The organism is Pseudomonas sp. Y24-6 (assembly GCF_020295325.1).
In the GTDB taxonomy this organism is placed as follows: domain Bacteria; phylum Pseudomonadota; class Gammaproteobacteria; order Pseudomonadales; family Pseudomonadaceae; genus Aquipseudomonas; species Aquipseudomonas gregormendelii.
In genome coordinates, this window is the sequence record NZ_JACBXG010000011.1 from 163,384 (window position 1) to 181,255 (window position 17,872).

General features: G+C 61.4%; 16 protein-coding genes. 8 read left to right on the forward strand and 8 right to left on the reverse strand.

Annotated features, from left to right (window positions below; translation table 11 throughout):
- The first annotated feature begins 165 nt into the window (after positions 1-165).
- The 4 genes from HYI44_RS21040 to HYI44_RS21055 are packed head-to-tail and all read left to right on the forward strand — an operon-like array spanning position 166 to position 3,626.
- On the forward strand, positions 166-762 hold the full coding sequence (locus HYI44_RS21040) for a paraquat-inducible protein A (RefSeq protein WP_045058403.1): 597 nt from the start codon (positions 166-168) through the stop codon (positions 760-762).
- Positions 759-1,415, forward strand: coding sequence for a paraquat-inducible protein A (locus HYI44_RS21045; protein ID WP_225570410.1), 657 nt, complete (start codon positions 759-761; stop codon positions 1,413-1,415). Before HYI44_RS21040 ends, HYI44_RS21045 begins: the two co-directional genes overlap by 4 nt.
- On the forward strand, positions 1,396-3,051 hold the full coding sequence (locus HYI44_RS21050; protein ID WP_225570411.1) for an intermembrane transport protein PqiB: 1,656 nt from the start codon (positions 1,396-1,398) through the stop codon (positions 3,049-3,051). Before HYI44_RS21045 ends, HYI44_RS21050 begins: the two co-directional genes overlap by 20 nt.
- A gap of 17 nt (positions 3,052-3,068) precedes the next feature.
- Positions 3,069-3,626: a membrane integrity-associated transporter subunit PqiC gene (locus tag HYI44_RS21055; protein WP_225570412.1), complete on the forward strand. Its 558-nt coding sequence runs from the start codon at positions 3,069-3,071 to the stop codon at positions 3,624-3,626.
- 189 nt (positions 3,627-3,815) lie between these two features.
- On the opposite strand, the gene xerC is transcribed toward HYI44_RS21055, so the two are convergent.
- Positions 3,816-4,667, reverse strand: a complete 852-nt coding sequence (gene xerC, locus HYI44_RS21060) for a tyrosine recombinase XerC (RefSeq protein WP_412548503.1) — start codon at positions 4,665-4,667, stop codon at positions 3,816-3,818.
- A 427-nt stretch (positions 4,668-5,094) separates the two neighbouring features.
- Between xerC and HYI44_RS21065 the strand changes: the two genes are divergently transcribed.
- The 3 genes from HYI44_RS21065 to HYI44_RS21075 all read left to right on the forward strand — a co-directional run bounded on the left by HYI44_RS21065 (position 5,095) and on the right by HYI44_RS21075 (position 8,209).
- Positions 5,095-5,805: an HPP family protein gene (locus HYI44_RS21065; protein ID WP_201147375.1), complete on the forward strand. Its 711-nt coding sequence runs from the start codon at positions 5,095-5,097 to the stop codon at positions 5,803-5,805.
- Positions 5,806-5,947: 142 nt separating this feature from the next.
- On the forward strand, positions 5,948-7,054 hold the full coding sequence (locus HYI44_RS21070; protein WP_225570413.1) for an enoyl-CoA hydratase/isomerase family protein: 1,107 nt from the start codon (positions 5,948-5,950) through the stop codon (positions 7,052-7,054).
- A 3-nt stretch (positions 7,055-7,057) separates the two neighbouring features.
- Complete coding sequence (locus HYI44_RS21075; RefSeq protein WP_122840453.1) at positions 7,058-8,209, forward strand: acyl-CoA dehydrogenase family protein; 1,152 nt, start codon at positions 7,058-7,060, stop codon at positions 8,207-8,209.
- 116 nt (positions 8,210-8,325) lie between these two features.
- Here HYI44_RS21075 and HYI44_RS21080 read toward each other — a convergent pair whose 3' ends face one another.
- The 7 genes from HYI44_RS21080 to pssA form a co-directional block, all read right to left on the reverse strand.
- On the reverse strand, positions 8,326-9,099 hold the full coding sequence (locus tag HYI44_RS21080) for an enoyl-CoA hydratase (RefSeq protein WP_122840454.1): 774 nt from the start codon (positions 9,097-9,099) through the stop codon (positions 8,326-8,328).
- Positions 9,100-9,113: 14 nt separating this feature from the next.
- Positions 9,114-10,241 carry an acyl-CoA dehydrogenase gene (locus HYI44_RS21085; RefSeq protein WP_225570414.1) on the reverse strand — a complete coding sequence of 376 codons (1,128 nt, stop codon included), beginning with the start codon at positions 10,239-10,241 and terminating at the stop codon, positions 9,114-9,116.
- A 122-nt stretch (positions 10,242-10,363) separates the two neighbouring features.
- On the reverse strand, positions 10,364-11,557 hold the full coding sequence (locus tag HYI44_RS21090) for an acetyl-CoA C-acyltransferase (protein WP_201146830.1): 1,194 nt from the start codon (positions 11,555-11,557) through the stop codon (positions 10,364-10,366).
- Positions 11,558-11,568: 11 nt separating this feature from the next.
- Positions 11,569-12,330 (reverse strand): SDR family NAD(P)-dependent oxidoreductase, encoded by a 762-nt coding sequence (locus tag HYI44_RS21095; protein WP_225570415.1) that lies wholly within the window; start codon positions 12,328-12,330, stop codon positions 11,569-11,571.
- A gap of 16 nt (positions 12,331-12,346) precedes the next feature.
- The gene (locus HYI44_RS21100) at positions 12,347-14,011 is read right to left on the reverse strand and encodes an AMP-binding protein (RefSeq protein WP_225570416.1); all 1,665 of its coding nucleotides are present in this window, start codon (positions 14,009-14,011) and stop codon (positions 12,347-12,349) included.
- A gap of 257 nt (positions 14,012-14,268) precedes the next feature.
- Complete coding sequence (locus HYI44_RS21105) at positions 14,269-15,285, reverse strand: AraC family transcriptional regulator (RefSeq protein ID WP_225570417.1); 1,017 nt, start codon at positions 15,283-15,285, stop codon at positions 14,269-14,271.
- A gap of 147 nt (positions 15,286-15,432) precedes the next feature.
- On the reverse strand, positions 15,433-16,776 hold the full coding sequence (gene pssA / locus HYI44_RS21110; RefSeq protein WP_122840460.1) for a CDP-diacylglycerol--serine O-phosphatidyltransferase: 1,344 nt from the start codon (positions 16,774-16,776) through the stop codon (positions 15,433-15,435).
- Positions 16,777-16,944: 168 nt separating this feature from the next.
- Here pssA and HYI44_RS21115 point away from each other — a divergent pair, with 168 nt between their 5' ends.
- Positions 16,945-17,802: an SDR family oxidoreductase gene (locus HYI44_RS21115; RefSeq protein ID WP_122840461.1), complete on the forward strand. Its 858-nt coding sequence runs from the start codon at positions 16,945-16,947 to the stop codon at positions 17,800-17,802.
- Positions 17,803-17,872 lie beyond the last annotated feature (70 nt).

Here is a 17,872-nt window from a genome sequence, read left to right on the forward strand (position 1 = left end):
CCTTGACCCTAAATAAAGGCAAAGACCGCAGCCTTCGGCAGCTCCTACAGGGTTCATGCCTTCTGTCTTCTCATGGCTTTGATTCAATTTCGATTTGCTGATTCGCCACTCGCCTCTATATTGAGGAGGTGCTCTGCCTTTAAAGCCTCTTATTGAGCGCGACCCATGGCCTCGAACGACCAGCTGATCATCTGCGAGCATTGCGATTGCGTGTTTCAAAAAGCAACGCTCGCCAAACATCAGAAAACCCTGTGCTCACGTTGTGGCGGGGTGCTCCAGCGTTATAACGGCTTGACCATAGAGCAGCGCCTGGCGTTGAGCCTCACGGCGCTGGTGGTGTGGATCTTCACCAACTTCTACCCGGTAATGAGCATCAGCCTCAAGGGCTTGAAAAACAGTGCCACGCTCTGGGATTCGGTACTGGCCCTGAGCCAGGGCCCCATCACCTTCATCGCCATGGTCGCAGCGATCGCCATGATCATCGCCCCGATCTTTCAGCTGGTGCTGCTGATCTGGGTGCTCGGTTTCGCCCTCTCCGGGCAACGCTGCCCCGGCTTCAAACCCTGCATGCGCTGGCTGGAAACCCTGCGCCCCTGGAGCATGCTCGAAGTCTGCCTGCTCGGGGCCATGGTCGCCGTGATCAAACTGGCAGGGTTGCTCGATGTATTGCCCGGCATCGGCCTGTTCGCCCTTGCCGTGCTCAGCCTGATGATGATCCGCATCGCCGGGCGCGACGTGCGTGATCTGTGGGACACCCTATGAGCCGACCGCCAGTGGCGCAAGAACTCGACCTATGCCTCTGTCACAGTTGCGGCCTGGCGTGTGACATGACGCATGAACCCCATGAGTGCGAACGCTGTGACGCGCCCTTGCACCGACGCAAGACCAACTCGATCACCCGGACCTGGGCTTACCTGCTGACCTCGCTGGTGTTCTACATTCCCGCCAACCTGTTGCCGGTCATGAACACAAAGATGGTCGGCAATGGCGCCGACAGCACGATCATGAGTGGCGTGCTGGAGTTCTGGGAAGCCGGTGCCTGGGACATCGCCCTGATCATCTTCATCGCCAGCATCGCGGTGCCGGGCATCAAGTTCGTGGCCCTGACGCTGCTGCTGGTGACCGTGCAGCGCAACAGCCTGTGGGCACGCAGGGAGCGCTCGAAAATGTATCGCTTCGTCGAGGTGATCGGCTACTGGTCGATGCTCGACGTCATCGTCGTGGCGCTGGTTGCCGCCCTGGTGAAGTTTCAGGCCCTGGCCGATATCGAGCCAAGGCCGGGTATTCTGTTTTTTGGCCTGGTGGTGGTGTTCACCATGCTGGCGGCGATGAGTTTCGACCCACGCCTGATCTGGAATGATTCGCGGGAAAAGCCGCATAACGAGGAGGTCATGGATGAAGTCGCAAGCCACTGACGGGCCCCAGCCCCCCGGCCAGGCACCGATCAAGACCCGCAGGTTCAGTGTTTCCCTGGTGTGGATCGTGCCCATTGTTGCGGTACTGGTAGGTATTTCCCTGGTGGTGCACAGCATCCTGCAGCAAGGGCCGACCATCACCATCACGTTCAAGACGGGCGCTGGCCTAACGGCCAACAAGACCGAGGTCAAATACCGCAACGTGGTCATAGGCCATGTCTCGGAAGTCGAACTCAGTGACGACCAGAAGAGTGTCAATGCCACGATAAAACTGGCCAAGCAGGCGGAAAGCTTTACCCGTGAAGACTCGAAATTCTGGGTCGTGCGCCCGCGCATAGGAGCTGGCGGCGTGTCGGGTATCGATACCCTGCTGTCCGGCGATTACATCGGCGCCGATATCGGCCAGGCCAACACCCGGGCCAAGCGCTTCCAGGGCATGGAAAACCCGCCGCCAATCACCTACGGCGACCCGGGCAAGCGCTTTACCCTGCACACCCAGGACCTGGGCTCACTGGACATCGGCTCGCCGGTCTACTACCGCAAGATCCCGGTCGGCCAGGTGGTAGCCTATGCCCTGGACCCCGATGGCAAAGGGGTGAACATCGACGTGTTCGTCCACTCGCCCAATGATGCCTATGTCACACAAAACACCCGGTTCTGGAACGCCAGCGGCATTGATGTGAGTGTCGGCGCCAACGGCTTTTCGCTCAAGACCGAGTCGTTGTCCTCGATACTGGTCGGCGGCATCGCCTTTCGCGCCCCTGAGTACAGCCCTGACGACAAACCCGCGGCAGAAGAATATGCCTACGAGCTGTTCCCGGATCAGCAGACCGCCCTCGCCCCGCCCAATGGCAAGGCGCAGTACCTGAGCCTGCGCTTCGATCAGGCGCTGCGAGGGCTCAAGGTCGGCGCCCCGGTGGAGTTCCTCGGTACGGAGTTCGGCAGAGTCGTTTCGGTCAACCTCGACTTCGATGCGCAAAAGCGCACCTTTCCGGTGAACGTCGGCATCGTCATCTACCCGCAACGTCTTGGCACGGCCCATACCAAGATGCTCAAGACGCTGAATCACGATCCCAACGACGAGGCCGCCGGCGTGCGCCTGATGGGCACCTTCGTCGAGAACGGCCTGCGCGCCCAGGCCCGCAGTGGCAACCTGTTGACAGGACAGCTGTACATTGCGCTGGACTTCTACCCCAAGGCGCCAAAGGTCGCGTTCGATGCGACTGCCCGCCCCGTCAGCATTCCAACCATTCCGGGCAGCCTGGAGGAGATTCAGGGCAAACTGGAGGCGATGGTCGACAAGATCAACAAACTGCCGATCGAACGAATCGCCAACAACCTCGATGCCAATCTGGTCGAGCTGCGCAAGGGCTTGACCCAGTTCAATGCCAAGACGTTGCCCGGCGTCCAGAGTACCCTGGCCGACGTCAGCAAGACCTTGCAGTCGGCCAACTCGACATTGGCCGAGGACTCGCCGCAACGTGAGCAACTGTCCGAAACCCTGGACGATCTGGGCCGTACCTCGCGTTCCTTGCGCGACCTGGCGGATTACCTGGGACGCCACCCCGAATCGCTGATTCGCGGACGCCCCAATAATGCCGCGCCTATCGACCTGCAAGGGCCGCCGAGCAAATGACCACAGGAGCATCACCCATGGCTTTTCCGCTGAAGATCACCCTGCTCGCCGCGCTGTCAATGCTCGCCGCCTGCCGCAGTGATCCGATTCAGTTCCATACCTTGACCCCGGCGCAGTTGAACGCGAATTCGCAGTCCACGGCGCAGATCCAGATCGAATCGCTCACGGTGCCGCCGCAGGTCGATCGACCGCAGATCGTCGTGCGCCAGGGCAACACCGGGATCGCGATTCTTGAAACCCAATGGTGGGGCGCCAGCCTGGTGGATGAGTTACGCGCGGCGTTGATCGACCAGATGGTGAACAGCAACCCCAGGCGCAATATCTCGGTGCGCCTTGAGGTGCAGCGGTTCGACTCGATTCCGGGTCAATATGGGCTGATCGACGTAAAATGGCGCCTGCGCGACGCAGGCTCCACTGACAAGGGCACCCTCACCTGCCGCAGCACCTTGAAGACCCCATCCGGGCCTTCGATTGATGACCTGGTTGATGCGCAGCAGACCAACGTCAAGCGTCTGGCCGCGCTGATCAGCCAGGCGGCAGGCAATCCGCAAAACACCTGCCCCACCAGCCTGTAAACACTGACAAGTACTGCGCCGGGTGTTGCCCCCACTGTATGTTCGTCACTGTTCAAGCGGGATATCGTTCAGGTGCACCCACTGTAGGAGCGAGCTCGCTCGCGATGGTCGTCAAAGATAACGCGGGGTGTCAGCCTGCCAGAGAGTTCGTTCACGACCATCGCGAGCGAGCTCGCTCCTACAACCGCATCACAAATCGAAACGATCCACCGCCCGCCGCCGCTCGTTGTCGTCACGCACATCGTAGTTGGCGGTCGTCTGGATATTGCTGTGGTGCGCCAGCTTCTGCGCGATCGACAGGTCGTGCTCCTCGATCACCCGGGTGATGAACGACCGCCGAAAATCGTGGGGCATGATCTTCACGCCGACCTGCGCGCCACGCTGGCGGGCAATGTAATAGATCGCATGTTTGGTGATGCGCTCGCGCGTGATGTGGCTGCCTCGACGAATGCGGTTGAACAGGAACGGGTCATCCACCTCCCCCTCCTTGAGCTGCGAGCGGCGCAGTTCGAGCCAGGCGTCGAGCTTGGCAAAGGCCCAGGTGGGCGCATATTTGATCAACTGCTTGTTGCCCTTGCCCGTCACTCGCAGACTGCGCTCGGCAAAATCCAGCTGACTGAGGTCCAGGTTGACCGACTCCGACTTGCGCATCCCCGAGCCATACAGAATTGCAATGATAGCGGCGTCGCGCAGCCCCTGGGGTCTGGGGTCGGCGGCACACACCGCCATCAGTTCCTGGATCAGCGAACGGCGCAGATTGCGCCCCTGGGACAGCCGCGTGCCGGCGATGCCCTTGACCGAGCGCATCTTCAACAGATGTTCCTGGCTGATCAGGCTCATGCGCCAGGCTTCATTCATTACCCCGCGCACGGCGTTGACGTACAGCGATGAGGTGTTGGGCGCATAACCGTCCTCGCGCAGCGCTGCAACCAGCGCAACGACATCCTCTGGCTGTAATTGATGCCAGGGAATTTCCTCGACGTTCATGTCTTCGAAACCCAGGCGATCGGCGGCATCCTGCAGGACATAACGCATCGTCATTTGGCTGGAGGGTGCCAATCGCGCCAGGTAGACAGTGAGCGGATTAGCCTTGGAAGCGGGTAAGTCAGTCAAACGAAACGGCCTTGAGTGAAATCGGTGTCATTGAACAAAAAACAGCCATGAGCTGCCTTGCGGTAGTCAGGTGCGGGCTAAACCACAATCTCCATCAGCTGACGTGCCCCGGTGGGGCTCCCAACCCTGCCGGCCGGGGCTGCAAAAGTCAAATCAGCTGTCATTTAAAATGAGCAACGCTGCCATTTAATTCATAATTAATGCATTGAACCTGCATTAATATGAATTTGTCAGTGCCCGTATAGCGAGGCAAACTGTGCGCGTTCCTCCCCCAACAGTGGGAACGCTTTCAAGGGCTTACTGGGTTTCCAGCCGAGCCTTTTTTTTCGCCTGCTTTTCACGGATCGTTTAATTCATGCTTGCTCGCTGGTTACCTGCCGCCATCAACACTCGCCCCACTGAATGGAGCCGCGCCGCGATTGGCATGGCCATAGGTACGATGTTCACCGTCTGGCTGTGCAGCCGGGTATTCGGCGTCGAGGTGGCCCAACACCTGATCGGGCCGCTGGGGGCTTCGGCCGTGCTGCTGTTTGCCGTGTCATCCGGTGCCCTCGCCCAACCCTGGGCGATCCTGGGCGGCTACCTGAGCGCTGCAGTGGTGGCTCTGCTGGTAGCGCACGTGCTCGGTCGCACGTTGACCAGCGCATGCCTGGCGGCGGGCGTTGCGCTGATCCTGATGTGCTGGCTGCGTTGCCTGCACCCGCCCGCCGGTGCCCTGGCGCTGACCCTGGTGCTGGCCGACCCTGCGACCATCGCCCTGGACTGGCAAGCCCTGGGGCCCGTGATGCTCGGGGCTGCCACCCTGTTGTTGTGTGCCCTGCTCTACAACAACCTGACGCGCATCCGTTATCCCAAACGTGCAGGCGAGCCCCCGGTGGCAGTGCCCGCTGGTCCCGCCGTGGTCGACAGCCAGGCCATCACCGCCCAGGATTTGAAGCTGGCCCTGGCAGACCTGGAGGCCTTCTACGACGTCACCCCCGAAGACCTGGAGCAATTGATCCATGCCAGTGAAGTGCACGCCCGGCGGCGCAGCATTGGCGACGTGTTCACGGGACGGTCCGCGTAGTCAGATTTCGTTCCCTACATGCATATCTGCAGACTGGACCTGCAGATATCCCGGTTGTACATCACAAATTTGCACTGGTACGATCCGGGATCGCTCGCGTGCGAGCTTCTCTATAAAGAACAATAAAAGCAGGGAGTTAGTGATGACTGCTCAGGTTTCTTCTCCGGGGACTCAGTCCATGGATGCCACGCACAACGACGTGCTGGCCGAAGTACGCAACCACATTGGTCACCTGACCCTCAATCGTCCCGCCGGTCTCAATGCCCTCACTCTCGACATGGTGCGCAACCTGCAGCGCCAGCTCGACGCCTGGGCGCAGGATTCGACGGTACACGCCGTCGTATTGCGCGGCGCCGGGGAAAAAGCCTTCTGTGCCGGTGGTGACATCCGCTCGCTGTACGACAGCTTCAAGAACGGCGACTCGCTGCACCAGGATTTCTTTGTCGAGGAATATGCCCTGGACCTCGCCATTCACCACTACCGCAAACCGGTGCTGGCGCTGATGGACGGATTTGTACTGGGCGGCGGCATGGGCCTGGTGCAAGGTGCCGACCTGCGAGTGGTCACGGAAAAAAGCCGCCTGGCAATGCCGGAAGTGGGCATTGGCTATTTCCCGGACGTCGGTGGCAGCTACTTCCTGCCTCGCGTGCCCGGCGAGCTGGGGATCTACCTGGGCGTCAGCGGCGTGCAGATTCGCGCAGCCGATGCTCTCTACTGCGGGCTGGCGGACTGGTACCTGGACAGCAATAAAATTGCCATCCTGGACGAGCAGCTTGATCAGATGGCATGGCACGACACCGCGCTCAAGGACCTGCAGGGCGTACTGGCCCGGCTCGCGGAGCAGCAACTGCCCGATGCGCCGTTGATTGCGCTGCGCCCGGCCATCGATCACTTCTTCGCCTTGCCCGACGTGCCGAGTATGGTTGAGCAACTGCGTGCCGTCACGGTGGCTGACAGCCACGACTGGGCGCTGGCGACGTCGGACCTGCTGGAGACGCGCTCGCCGCTGGCCATGGGCGTCACCCTGGAAATGCTGCGCCGTGGTCGCCACCTGAGTCTGGAAGACTGTTTTGCCCTTGAACTGCACCTGGACCGCCAGTGGTTCGAGCGTGGTGACCTGATCGAGGGCGTGCGCGCCTTGCTGATCGACAAAGACAAGACGCCACGCTGGAACCCTCCCACCTTGCAGGCGCTGGGCGCCGGGCATGTGGAGAGTTTCTTTGAAGGCTTCGACCGGAGCGGGAGCTGAGTCATGCACGATATCGAATTGAGCGAAGAACAAGTGATGATCCGCGACATGGCCCGGGATTTCGCCCGGGGTGAAATCGCGCCTCATGCCCAGGCCTGGGAAAAGGCCGGCTGGATTGATGACGCCCTGGTGGCGAAGATGGGCGAGCTCGGCCTGCTGGGCATGGTGGTACCCGAGGAATGGGGCGGCACCTATGTCGACTACGTGGCCTATGCGCTGGCGGTGGAGGAAATTTCCGCAGGTGACGGCGCCACCGGCGCCCTGATGAGCATCCACAATTCCGTCGGTTGCGGGCCCGTGCTGAACTTCGGCACCGAAGAACAGAAACAGGCCTGGTTGCCGGACCTGGCCAGCGGCAAAGCCATTGGCTGCTTCTGCCTGACCGAACCCCAGGCCGGGTCCGAAGCCCACAACTTGCGCACCCGCGCGGAACTGCGCGATGGCCAGTGGGTGATCAACGGCGCCAAGCAATTCGTCAGCAATGGCAAGCGCGCCAAATTGGCGATCGTGTTCGCCGTGACCGACCCGGACCTGGGCAAACGCGGAATTTCCGCCTTCCTGGTGCCAACCGATACCGCCGGTTTCATTGTAGATCGCACCGAGCACAAGATGGGCATTCGCGCATCCGACACCTGCGCAGTCACCCTGAACAACTGCACCATCCCCGAAGCCAACCTGCTGGGGCAACGCGGCAAGGGCCTGGCCATCGCCCTGTCCAACCTTGAAGGTGGACGCATCGGCATCGCCGCCCAGGCGCTGGGCATCGCCCGCGCGGCATTTGAAGCAGCCCTGGACTACGCCCGTGGTCGGGTGCAGTTCGACAAGCCGATCATTGAGCACCAGAGCATTGCCAATCTGCTCGCCGACATGCATACCCGGCTGAACGCGGCGCGTCTGTTGATCCTGCACGCGGCGCGCCTGCGCAGCGCCGGCAAGCCTTGCCTGTCGGAGGCGTCACAAGCCAAGCTGTTCGCTTCGGAAATGGCCGAGAAGGTCTGCTCTTCGGCGATGCAGATTCATGGTGGGTATGGCTATCTGGAAGACTACCCGGTGGAGCGCTACTACCGCGATGCGCGGATCACGCAGATCTATGAGGGGTCGAGCGAGATTCAGCGGATGGTGATTGCCCGAGAATTGAAGAACTATCTGGTTTAGGGCCTGGAAGCATCGCGAGCAAGCCTTGCTCCCACACAAGCCTCGGTCCCACAGTCCCGATCACCTGTGGGAACAAGGCTGTGGGAGCAAGGCTCGCCCGCGATAGCCTTAACCGATTACTTGCCCTGGAACTGCGCCTCCCGCTTGGCAATAAATGCCGCCATCCCTTCCTTCTGATCCTGCGTCGCGAACGCCGCATGGAATACCCGACGCTCAAAGCGCACGCCCTCAGACAGGCTGACTTCGAACGCGCGGTTGACGCTTTCCTTGACCATCATCGCGATCGGCAAGGATTTAGCGGCGATCAACGCGGCGACTTTCAATGCCTCGGCCAGCAACTCATCCGACGGCACGATGCGCGCCACGATGCCACAGCGCTCTGCTTCCACGGCGTCGATCAAACGTCCGCTCAGGCACATTTCCATGGCCTTGGCCTTACCTACCGCGCGGGTCAGGCGCTGGGTGCCGCCCATGCCCGGGAGCACGCCGAGGTTGATTTCCGGCTGGCCGAACCGGGCGTTGTCGCCCGCCAGGATGAAGTCGCACATCAGTGCCAGTTCACAACCGCCACCCAAGGCAAAACCGTTCACCGCCGCAATGACGGGCTTGCGGCGATTGGCCACGCGGTCGCTGTCGCTGAACAGATCGTCGAGGTAGATCTGCGGATACGTCAGCTCGGCCATTTCCTTGATGTCGGCGCCGGCCGCGAAAGCCTTTTTCGAACCGGTGAGCACGATGCAGCCGATGTTCGAGTCAGCTTCCAGGCCATCGAGCGCCTGGTTCAGTTCGCTGACGATCTGCGCATTCAATGCGTTTAACGCCTGGGGCCGGTTCAGGGTGATCAGGCCAACACGACCGTGGATTTCCAGCAAAATCGTTTCGTAGTTCACAAATGGACTCCTGTTCAAAGGTTGCGCGAGATAACCATGCGTTGAATGTCGCTGGTGCCTTCGTAGATCTGGCACACCCGCACGTCGCGGTAGATGCGCTCCAGCGGGAAGTCGTTCAGGTAACCGTAGCCGCCCAGGGTTTGCAAGGCCGCAGAACAGACTTTTTCAGCCATTTCCGAGGCAAACAACTTGGCCATCGAGGCTTCGACCAGGGCGGGCTTGCCGCTGTCACGCAAAGCCGCTGCGTAATGCACCATCTGCCGGGCCACGGCTATCTGGGTGGCCATGTCGGCGAGGCGGAACGCGACGGCCTGATGTTCGATGATCGGCTTGCCGAAACTTTCCCGCTCCCTTGCGTAGTCCCGGGCTGCTTCGAACGCGGCTCGGGCCATGCCCACCGATTGCGAAGCAATGCCGACACGACCGCCTTCAAGGTTGGCCAGGGCGATTTCGTAGCCTTCACCCTCCTCGCCCAAACGGTTGGCCACTGGCACCTTCACGTCTTCGAAGAGAATCTGGCAGGTGTCGGAGGCGTGCTGGCCGAGCTTGTCTTCGACCCGCGCGACTTTGTAGCCCGGTGAATCGGTGGGAACGATCAGGGCGGTGATTCCGCGCTTGCCTGCGCTCGGGTCCGTCACGGCAAACACGATCACTACGCCGGCATTCTGCCCGGAGGTGATGAACTGTTTGCAGCCATTGAGCACGTAGTGGTCGCCTTCCAGGCGGGCACGTGTTTTCAGGCCACTGGCATCGGAACCGGCCTGGGGTTCGGTGAGGGCAAAAGCGCCGAGCATGTCGCCCCTGGCCAAGGGTTTGAGAAAGCGTTCTTTCTGCTCATCGGTGCCGTAATTGAGGATCGGCACGCAGCCCACCGAGTTGTGCACGCTCATGATGGTCGAGCACGCGCCGTCACCGGCCGCGATCTCTTCCAGGGCCATGGCGTAGGCCAGGTACCCGGTGTCGCAGCCGCCCCATTGCTCCGGCACGAGCATGCCGAAGAAGCCCAGTTCGGCCATTTCGCCGATGGCTTCGGTGGGAAAACGATGCAGGCGGTCCCACTCGGCGGCGAACGGTTTCAGCCGTTCCTGGGCAAACTGCCGTGCCGCGTCGCTGATCTGGGATTGTTCGTCATTGGGAATCATGCCAAATCCTTGAATATGAAATACCCCGTGTAGGAGCTGCCGCAGGCTGCGATCTTTTAATGATGATCTTCAAGGTCAAAAGATCGCAGCCTGCGGCGGCTCCTACAGGGGGTGTGCGGGTTTTAGTACAGGCATTCCACAGCCATGGCCGTGGCTTCACCGCCGCCGATGCAGATGGCTGCAACGCCGCGCTTCAAGCCTTTCTGGCGCAGCGCCGAGAGCAGGGTCACCAGGATCCGCGCGCCGGATGCGCCAATGGGATGGCCCAGTGCGCAAGCCCCGCCGTGCACGTTGACTTTCTCATGGGGGATTTCCAGCTTGGCCATGGTCACCAGGCTGACCACCGCAAACGCTTCGTTGACTTCAAACAGATCGACCTGGTCCAGGGACCAGCCCGTCTTTTTCATCAGCTTGCGGATTGCGCCCACCGGGGCCACCGGGAACAGCCCCGGGGTATCGGCAAAGGCAGCATGCCCGTGAATCACTGCCAGCGGCTTGAGCCCCTGTTTTTCGGCAGCGGAGCGGCGCATCAACACCAGGGCCGCAGCGCCGTCGGAGATCGAGCTGGAGTTGGCCGCAGTGACGGTGCCACCGTCGCGGAACGCCGGCTTGAGTGCAGCAATCTTGTCGAGTTTGGCTTTCGGCGGCTGTTCGTCGTTACTGATCAGCACCTGTTCCTTGCCGACGGTAACGGTAAGCGGGACGATCTCGTCCTTGAAACTGCCGTCCTTGATCGCCTGCTGTGCACGGGTGGTCGAGGCAATGGCAAAGGCATCCTGGGCTTCGCGGCTGAAGCCGTGGGTCTCGGCGCAGTCTTCGGCGAAGGTGCCCATCAGGCGTCCCTTGTCGTAGGCGTCTTCAAGCCCGTCGAGAAACATGTGGTCCATCACCCGACCGTGACCCATGCGGTAACCGCTGCGTGCGCGGTCCAGCAGGTACGGCGCGTTGGACATGCTCTCCATGCCTCCGGCGACGACCACCTCGGCACTGCCGGCGACGAGCATGTCGTGGGCCAGCATCGTCGCTTCCATACCCGAGCCGCACATTTTGTTCAACGTGGTGCAGCGGGTTGATTTGTCCAACCCTGCACCCAGCGCGGCCTGGCGCGCCGGGGCCTGGCCAAGGCCTGCGGAGAGGACGCAGCCAAACAGCACTTCCTCGACCAGAGCAGGGACGATACCGGCGCGTTCGACGGCGGCGCTGATCGCGGCGGCACCCAGCTGCGGTGCGGTGAGACTTTTCAGTTCGCCCTGGAACCCGCCCATGGGGGTGCGCACGGCGCTGACAATAACAATCGGATCGTTGGCAATAGTCATGACGAATTCTCCTACCTGGCGGCCATGCGCAAGGCACCGTCGAGACGGATCACCTCGCCATTGAGCATGCTGTTTTCAATGATATGCCTTACCAGCGCGGCATACTCGTCCGGTTTCCCGAGCCTGGGTGGAAACGGCACGCCAGCCGCCAGCGACGCGCGTACTTCAGGCGTCATGCCGGCCATCATCGGCGTCTCGAAAATGCCCGGGGCAATGGTCATCACGCGGATGCCAAAGCGCGCCAGCTCGCGAGCGGCGGGCAAGGTCAGGCTGACGATAGCGCCCTTGGACGCCGCGTAAGCCGCCTGGCCGATCTGGCCGTCATAGGCAGCGGCCGACGCAGTATTGATGATCACCCCGCGCTCGCCGTCGCTATCCGCTTCAGTTTCGGCAATCGCCGCTGCCGCCAGGCGCAGCATATTGAAGCTGCCGATCAGGTTGACGTTGATCACTTGGCTGAAGCTGGCCAGCGTATGCGGGCCGCTCTTGCCGAGGATTTTTTCGCCGCGCACGATACCGGCGCAGTTGACCAGGCCATTGAGGCCGCCGAAGGCTTTCACCGTGGCTTGCACTGCGGCTTCAGCGGCGGCCTCATCACTGATGTCGGCAACCACACTTTGCGCGCCCAGACGCTGGGCCTGAGCGGCGACGGCGTCGGCGTTCATGTCTACCAGCATCACGCTGGCACCGGCGGCCACCAGCATTTCAGCGGTGGCGGCACCGAGCCCGGACGCACCGCCGGTGACGAGAAAAACCTTGTTTTCGATCTGCATCACAGTTTCCTTGGATTCAAGCTGAAACGTTCTTCGCGGCGGCCTCTTGAGCCTTGGCGATTTCCTGGTTGCGCAAGATAAAGCGCTGCAATTTGCCGCTTGGGGTTTTCGGCAATTCGCTGACAAATTCGATTTCACGGGGGTACGAATGCGCGGCCAGGCGCTTGCGCACGTGTTGGCGCAGTTCTTCGGCGAGCGCCGGATCGGCGCGGTATTGCGCACTGAGTACAACGAAGGCTTTGACCAGCTCGGTGCGCTCCGGATCAGGCTTGCCGACCACTGCCGCCTCGACCACGGCCGGGTGCTCGATCAGCGCGCTTTCCACGTCGAACGGGCCGACCCGGTAGCCGGAGGTGGTGATCACGTCGTCACTGCGCCCGACGAAGCTGATGCTGCCATCGGGGTTCCACTCGACGGTGTCGCCGCTCAGGTAGTAGTGGCCGACGAACGCTTTGGTGGGGCCGCCTTCGTAACCGGCGAACCAGCACATCGGTGACTGGCTGCGATCGATGGCCAGGATGCCCGGCTGACCGACGCTCAGTTCCTGGCAGGCCTCATCCAGCACCACAATGCGGTGGCCGGGCGAGGCAAAGCCGGCGGCGCCCATGTGAATCGGGTGTTCCAGGCCGTGGTGATTACACAGCACCATGCCCAGTTCGGTCTGGCCATAATGGTCGTGGATGACCACGTTCAGGTTGTCGGCGAACCAGCGGATCACTTCCGGGTTCAGCGGTTCACCGGCACTGCTGACAATGCGCAACCTGCCTTTGATGGACCGGGCGACCTCGTCGCCGCCGGCGATCAGCAGTCGGTAGGCCGTGGGCGAGCCCGTGAGGTTGGTGATTCCATATTTATTGATGACCCGGCAGGTACTTTCCAGGGTGAACGGGCCGTCGTAAAAGGTAATCGGATGCCCCATCGCCAGTGGCCCGGTTACGCCGAAATAAATGCCGTAGGCCCAGCCGGGATCGGCGACGTTCCAGAATGCATCTTCGGGGCGCAAGTCGACCGCATCGCGGGTGTAACTCTGGAACGCCACGATGGCCTTCAGGGGTACGGACAGGGCTTTCGACGGGCCGGTGGTGCCAGAGGTGAACATCAGCAGGAAAGGGTCTTCACCAGTGAGCAGCACCGGTTCGCAGACAGCAGGGTAATTGGCCAGCTCAGCCCAGAAGCTGAAATCGCCACGGACAATGCCCTGGCCTTTTGGTCCTGCGACGGTAACGATGGTCGGGCAGCTCTCGACCTCGGCGAGCTTGCTGCGATTGCCCGCATCGGTCACCACCACCTTGGCACCGGAACTGCCCAGACGGTGCTCGATCGCCTTGGGGCCGAAGGCGGTGAACAGCGGTTGATACACCGCACCGATGCGCCAGGTCGCGAACACCGTGACCAGCAGTTCGATGTTGCGAGGGAGCAAGCCGGCAACCTTATCGCCTTTGCGCACGCCCTGCTCCAGCAGGAAATTGGCGAAACGCGCGGCTTTGTCCTGCAAGTCGCTAAACGTATAAGTTGCGCTCGAACCGTCGCGCCCCTCCCAGAACAGCGCAATGCGCCCGGGCAGTGCGTGCCGGTCGCAACACTCGACGCAGGCATTGAGCGCAGTGAGGTCGCCGGCCAGTGCGGCATCGACGGTGTGCTGATAATCGAACTGTGAAGTGGCAGTCAGGTAGTCGCGCATTGCCAGAATCCCTCTGTATTTTTATTAGGTTGGGGGAACCGTAATCAACAGGAGAAATAGTCGCTCTGTGCGCCCGGCGGGACAATGGTCAAAGCTATCAAGTTGTTTGACTGGTTTGGCCAAGGTTCGAGAGGCGCAGCGGCTGCCATGGCCTCGTCGCGGGCACGCTCGCTCCCACAGGATCTGTGTGCTGACGCTAAAACTGCAGGAGCGAGCTTGCTCGCGATGTGGCCAGTCAGGCCACTACACAATGACGCTCAGTTCGGCTCATTGAGTATAAGACTGCGGTAATGCCCGGGATTGGACCCCGACCACTTGCGAAACGCCTTGTAGAACGAGCTCGCATCGGCAAACCCCAGGCGCGTGGCGATTTCGGCAAAGCTGATCACCGGGTCCGCCAGCCAGACGATCGCCAGCTCCTTGCGCACGCTGTCCTTGAGCCCCTGGTAAGTCTGCCCCTCCTCCGCCAAGCGGCGGCGCAAGGTCGAGGCCGACATGCACAATTGTTGCGCCAGTGCCTCGGTCTCCGGCCAGTCCTGGGCGGTGATCTGCCGCAAATCGTGCTTGATCCGGCTGGCCAGGCTCTGTGGATCGCGGTATTTCACCAGGATATTGGCCGGGGCATGGGCCAGGAAGCGCTTGAGCTCCTCGGGACTGCGGCGGATCGGCATGTCCAGGCAATCGGCGGCAAATATCATGCGAGTGCGGGGTCGATCGAAGCGCAGGTTCTCGGAAAACATTACCTGGTAGTCGTCCAGAAAATCCGGTGCCGGGCAGCGCAGTTCAATCGCCAGGATCGGTATTCGCCGCCCGGCCAACCAGCAGGCGACGCCGTGCACGATCATCCAGTAGGTAAAGTAGGTGAACGCGCGCTTGGCGGGTTGCTCATCCTCGATCAGCACGATTTCCGCCAGGCTCTGCTGACGCACCAGGTGCGCTGGCAGGTGCCGGAACATCAGCGAGAGAAAGTCCAGGCCGCAGGTAAGGCCGGCCATCAGGCTGGGCTGGGCCATGGCGCTGCGGCAGAGGAATTCGAAACTTCCGGAGCGCAGCGGGCGCGGATCCATGCCAAAAAACTCATCGTCGCCCCGTCGGGCCAGCAGGCGCCACAGCCGTGCATAGGCCGTCGCCGGCACCCGGGCATTCGCGGTACCCAGTAACGCCGGGGCAATGCCGACCTTTTCCAGTATTTCGGCGGTTGCCACGCCGGGCGCACAACTTTGCAACAGGGCTTCGCGCACCAGTTGGATGGAGATAGTGTCTTTTTCCGACATTAAATCAGGCAGGCCAGGTTGTTATTCGAATATCGCCATCTTACATGCAGGAGGCAGCTTGCTGGCGATGGTCTTTAACGATGACGCGGGGTGCCTGATGCCCCGAGGCGGCCTCTGGTTTTTCGCGAGCGAGCTGGCTCCTGCAAGTTACAGGATCCGGTACAGCAACCTCTCGATCCGCACGCGGCTGACGCGCTTGAGGAACTTGGCCACCGCTGCCGGGTATTCCACCAGCGTTTCCAGGTCCTGGTATCGGCCAATGCGCGTGGTGTGCTGGAAAATCTGCCCAAGCTCTTCCCTGCGCGGCGCCAGCAGCTCACCTTTGGGATCATCGATCAGCAAGGCGTTTTCCAGGTCGAGACGGAACGCCCGCGGGTTCAGGTTATTACCGGTGAGCAAGGTATAACGCTGGTCGACCCACATGCCCTTGAGGTGGTAGGTGTTGTCGCCGTCCTTCCACAGGTGCAGGTTCAACTGGCCGCTGTCGATATAACGCTGATGACGCTTGGCGAAACGGCGCAGGCTGATTTCGTACAGGTATGGCAACGCCGCGATCACCTTGAACGGCTCGCTGGGTGGGATGTAGAAATCGTTGGCTGTCTTGTCCCCGACCACGATGTCGATCTTCACGCCCCGTGCCAGTGCCCGATTGATTTCCCGGGTCACGGCCAGCGGCAGGTTGAAATACGGCGTGCAGATGGTCAGCTGCTGCTGGGTGCTGGCGATCAACTCGCCAATCACCCGGCTCAGCGGATTGTTCTTGCCCACGCCGAGCAGCGGGCTGACCGACAGCCCGCCTTTGTCCGTAGTCCCATTGGTGGTGTCATACGTCGCGTGCTTGAGGCGGCTGCGCAGGTCACCGATATCGTTGCGCAGGCTGCGGGTGGTCGGCAGATTGGGCAAATCCAGGCGATTGACCGCCTTGGAGGCGATCAGGCCGTGCTGCACCAGGTGCTGCATCGAGTCCGCCAGGTCGCGGTTGTGCAACAGGTGATAACGGTCGTAACGGTACTTGTCGAACTTGTGCAGGTAAACGTTGTTCAGACTGGCGCCGCTGTAGATCACGCAGTCATCAATTACAAAACCCTTCAAGTGCAGCACGCCGAACAGCTCACGGCTCTGCACCGGCACGCCGTACACCGGCACTTCGCTGGCATGGGTGCGGGTGGTTTCCTGGTACCACGCCGAGTTGCCCGGCTGCTTGCCAGCACCGATCAGGCCACGCTGGGCGCGCAGCCAGTCGACGACCACCACAACATCCAGTTCCGGGCGCGCCAGTTTGGCGGCATGCAGGGCATCGAGGATCTCCTGGCCGGCTTCATCCTGTTGCAGGTACAGCGCGACGATGTAGATGCGTCGGGTTGCACTGGCGATCTTTTCCAGCAGGCAGCGACGAAACTCGGCGGCACCCGAGAGGATGGTGACGGCCTCGGCGGTCAGCGGGAAGCTGCGCAGTTTTGGCAGCAGGGAGCGTTTGAAAAGCGACGGCATAGGGCTCGCAAAGGGTCGAATCCGAAGAGTCGCAGAGCTTACACCATGGCGTCGCGCCTGGCACAGCGTGTTGACCGTTCAACCCTTTCACCGAAAATCCAACCGAACCCACGCCAAAAGCCCAGGGTCCACCCTCTGACTCTTTCGCCTTGAGATTGGAGATTCACGATGAATGACTATCCAAAACCGCCCTTCCCCAAACAGGCACAACCCGTCCCCGGCTCCCAGAAAAAAATGGATCCCTACCCGGACTGCGGTGAGCAAAGCTACAAAGGCTCCGGCCGGCTGGAAGGCAAGATTGCCCTGATTACCGGCGCCGACAGCGGCATCGGCCGCGCCGTGGCGATTGCCTTCGCCCGCGAAGGCGCGGACGTGGTCATTGCCTACCTCAACGAACATGAAGACGCCCAGGAAACCGCACGCTGGGTCGAACAGGCCGGCCGCCAGTGCCTGCTGGTGCCAGGCGACCTGGCGCAAAAAGCCCAATGCCAGGCGGTGGTCGACAAGACCGTCGAACGCTTCGGTCGCATTGACGTGCTGGTCAACAACGCCGCGTTCCAGATGACCCACGAGAATTTCGAAGACATTCCGGACGAGGAATGGGTGATGACATTCGACGTCAACATCACCGCGATCTTTCGCATCTGCCAGGCGGCGTTGAAACACATGAAGCCCGGCAGCTCGATCATCAATACCAGCTCCATCAACTCGGACATGCCCAAGCCTACCCTGCTCGCCTACGCTACTACCAAGGGAGCTATCGCCAACTTTACCGGCGGCTTGGCGCAGATGCTCGGGCCGAAGAACATCCGGGTCAATAGCGTCGCACCCGGGCCCATCTGGACGCCACTGATCGTCTCGACCATGCCCGACGAAGAAGTGCAGAACTTCGGCGCCCAGACCCCGTTGGGGCGTCCCGGGCAGCCTGTGGAAGTCGCGCCAATCTATGTGCTGCTGGCCTCGGATGAAGCCAGCTACATCACAGGTCAGCGCTACGGCGTAACCGGTGGCAAACCGATGCTGTAACTGTCGCGCAGTCAGTCTTGGGGCTGCACGCCAAGACTGGCTGGCCTGTGCGACAAAAAAATGAACCGTC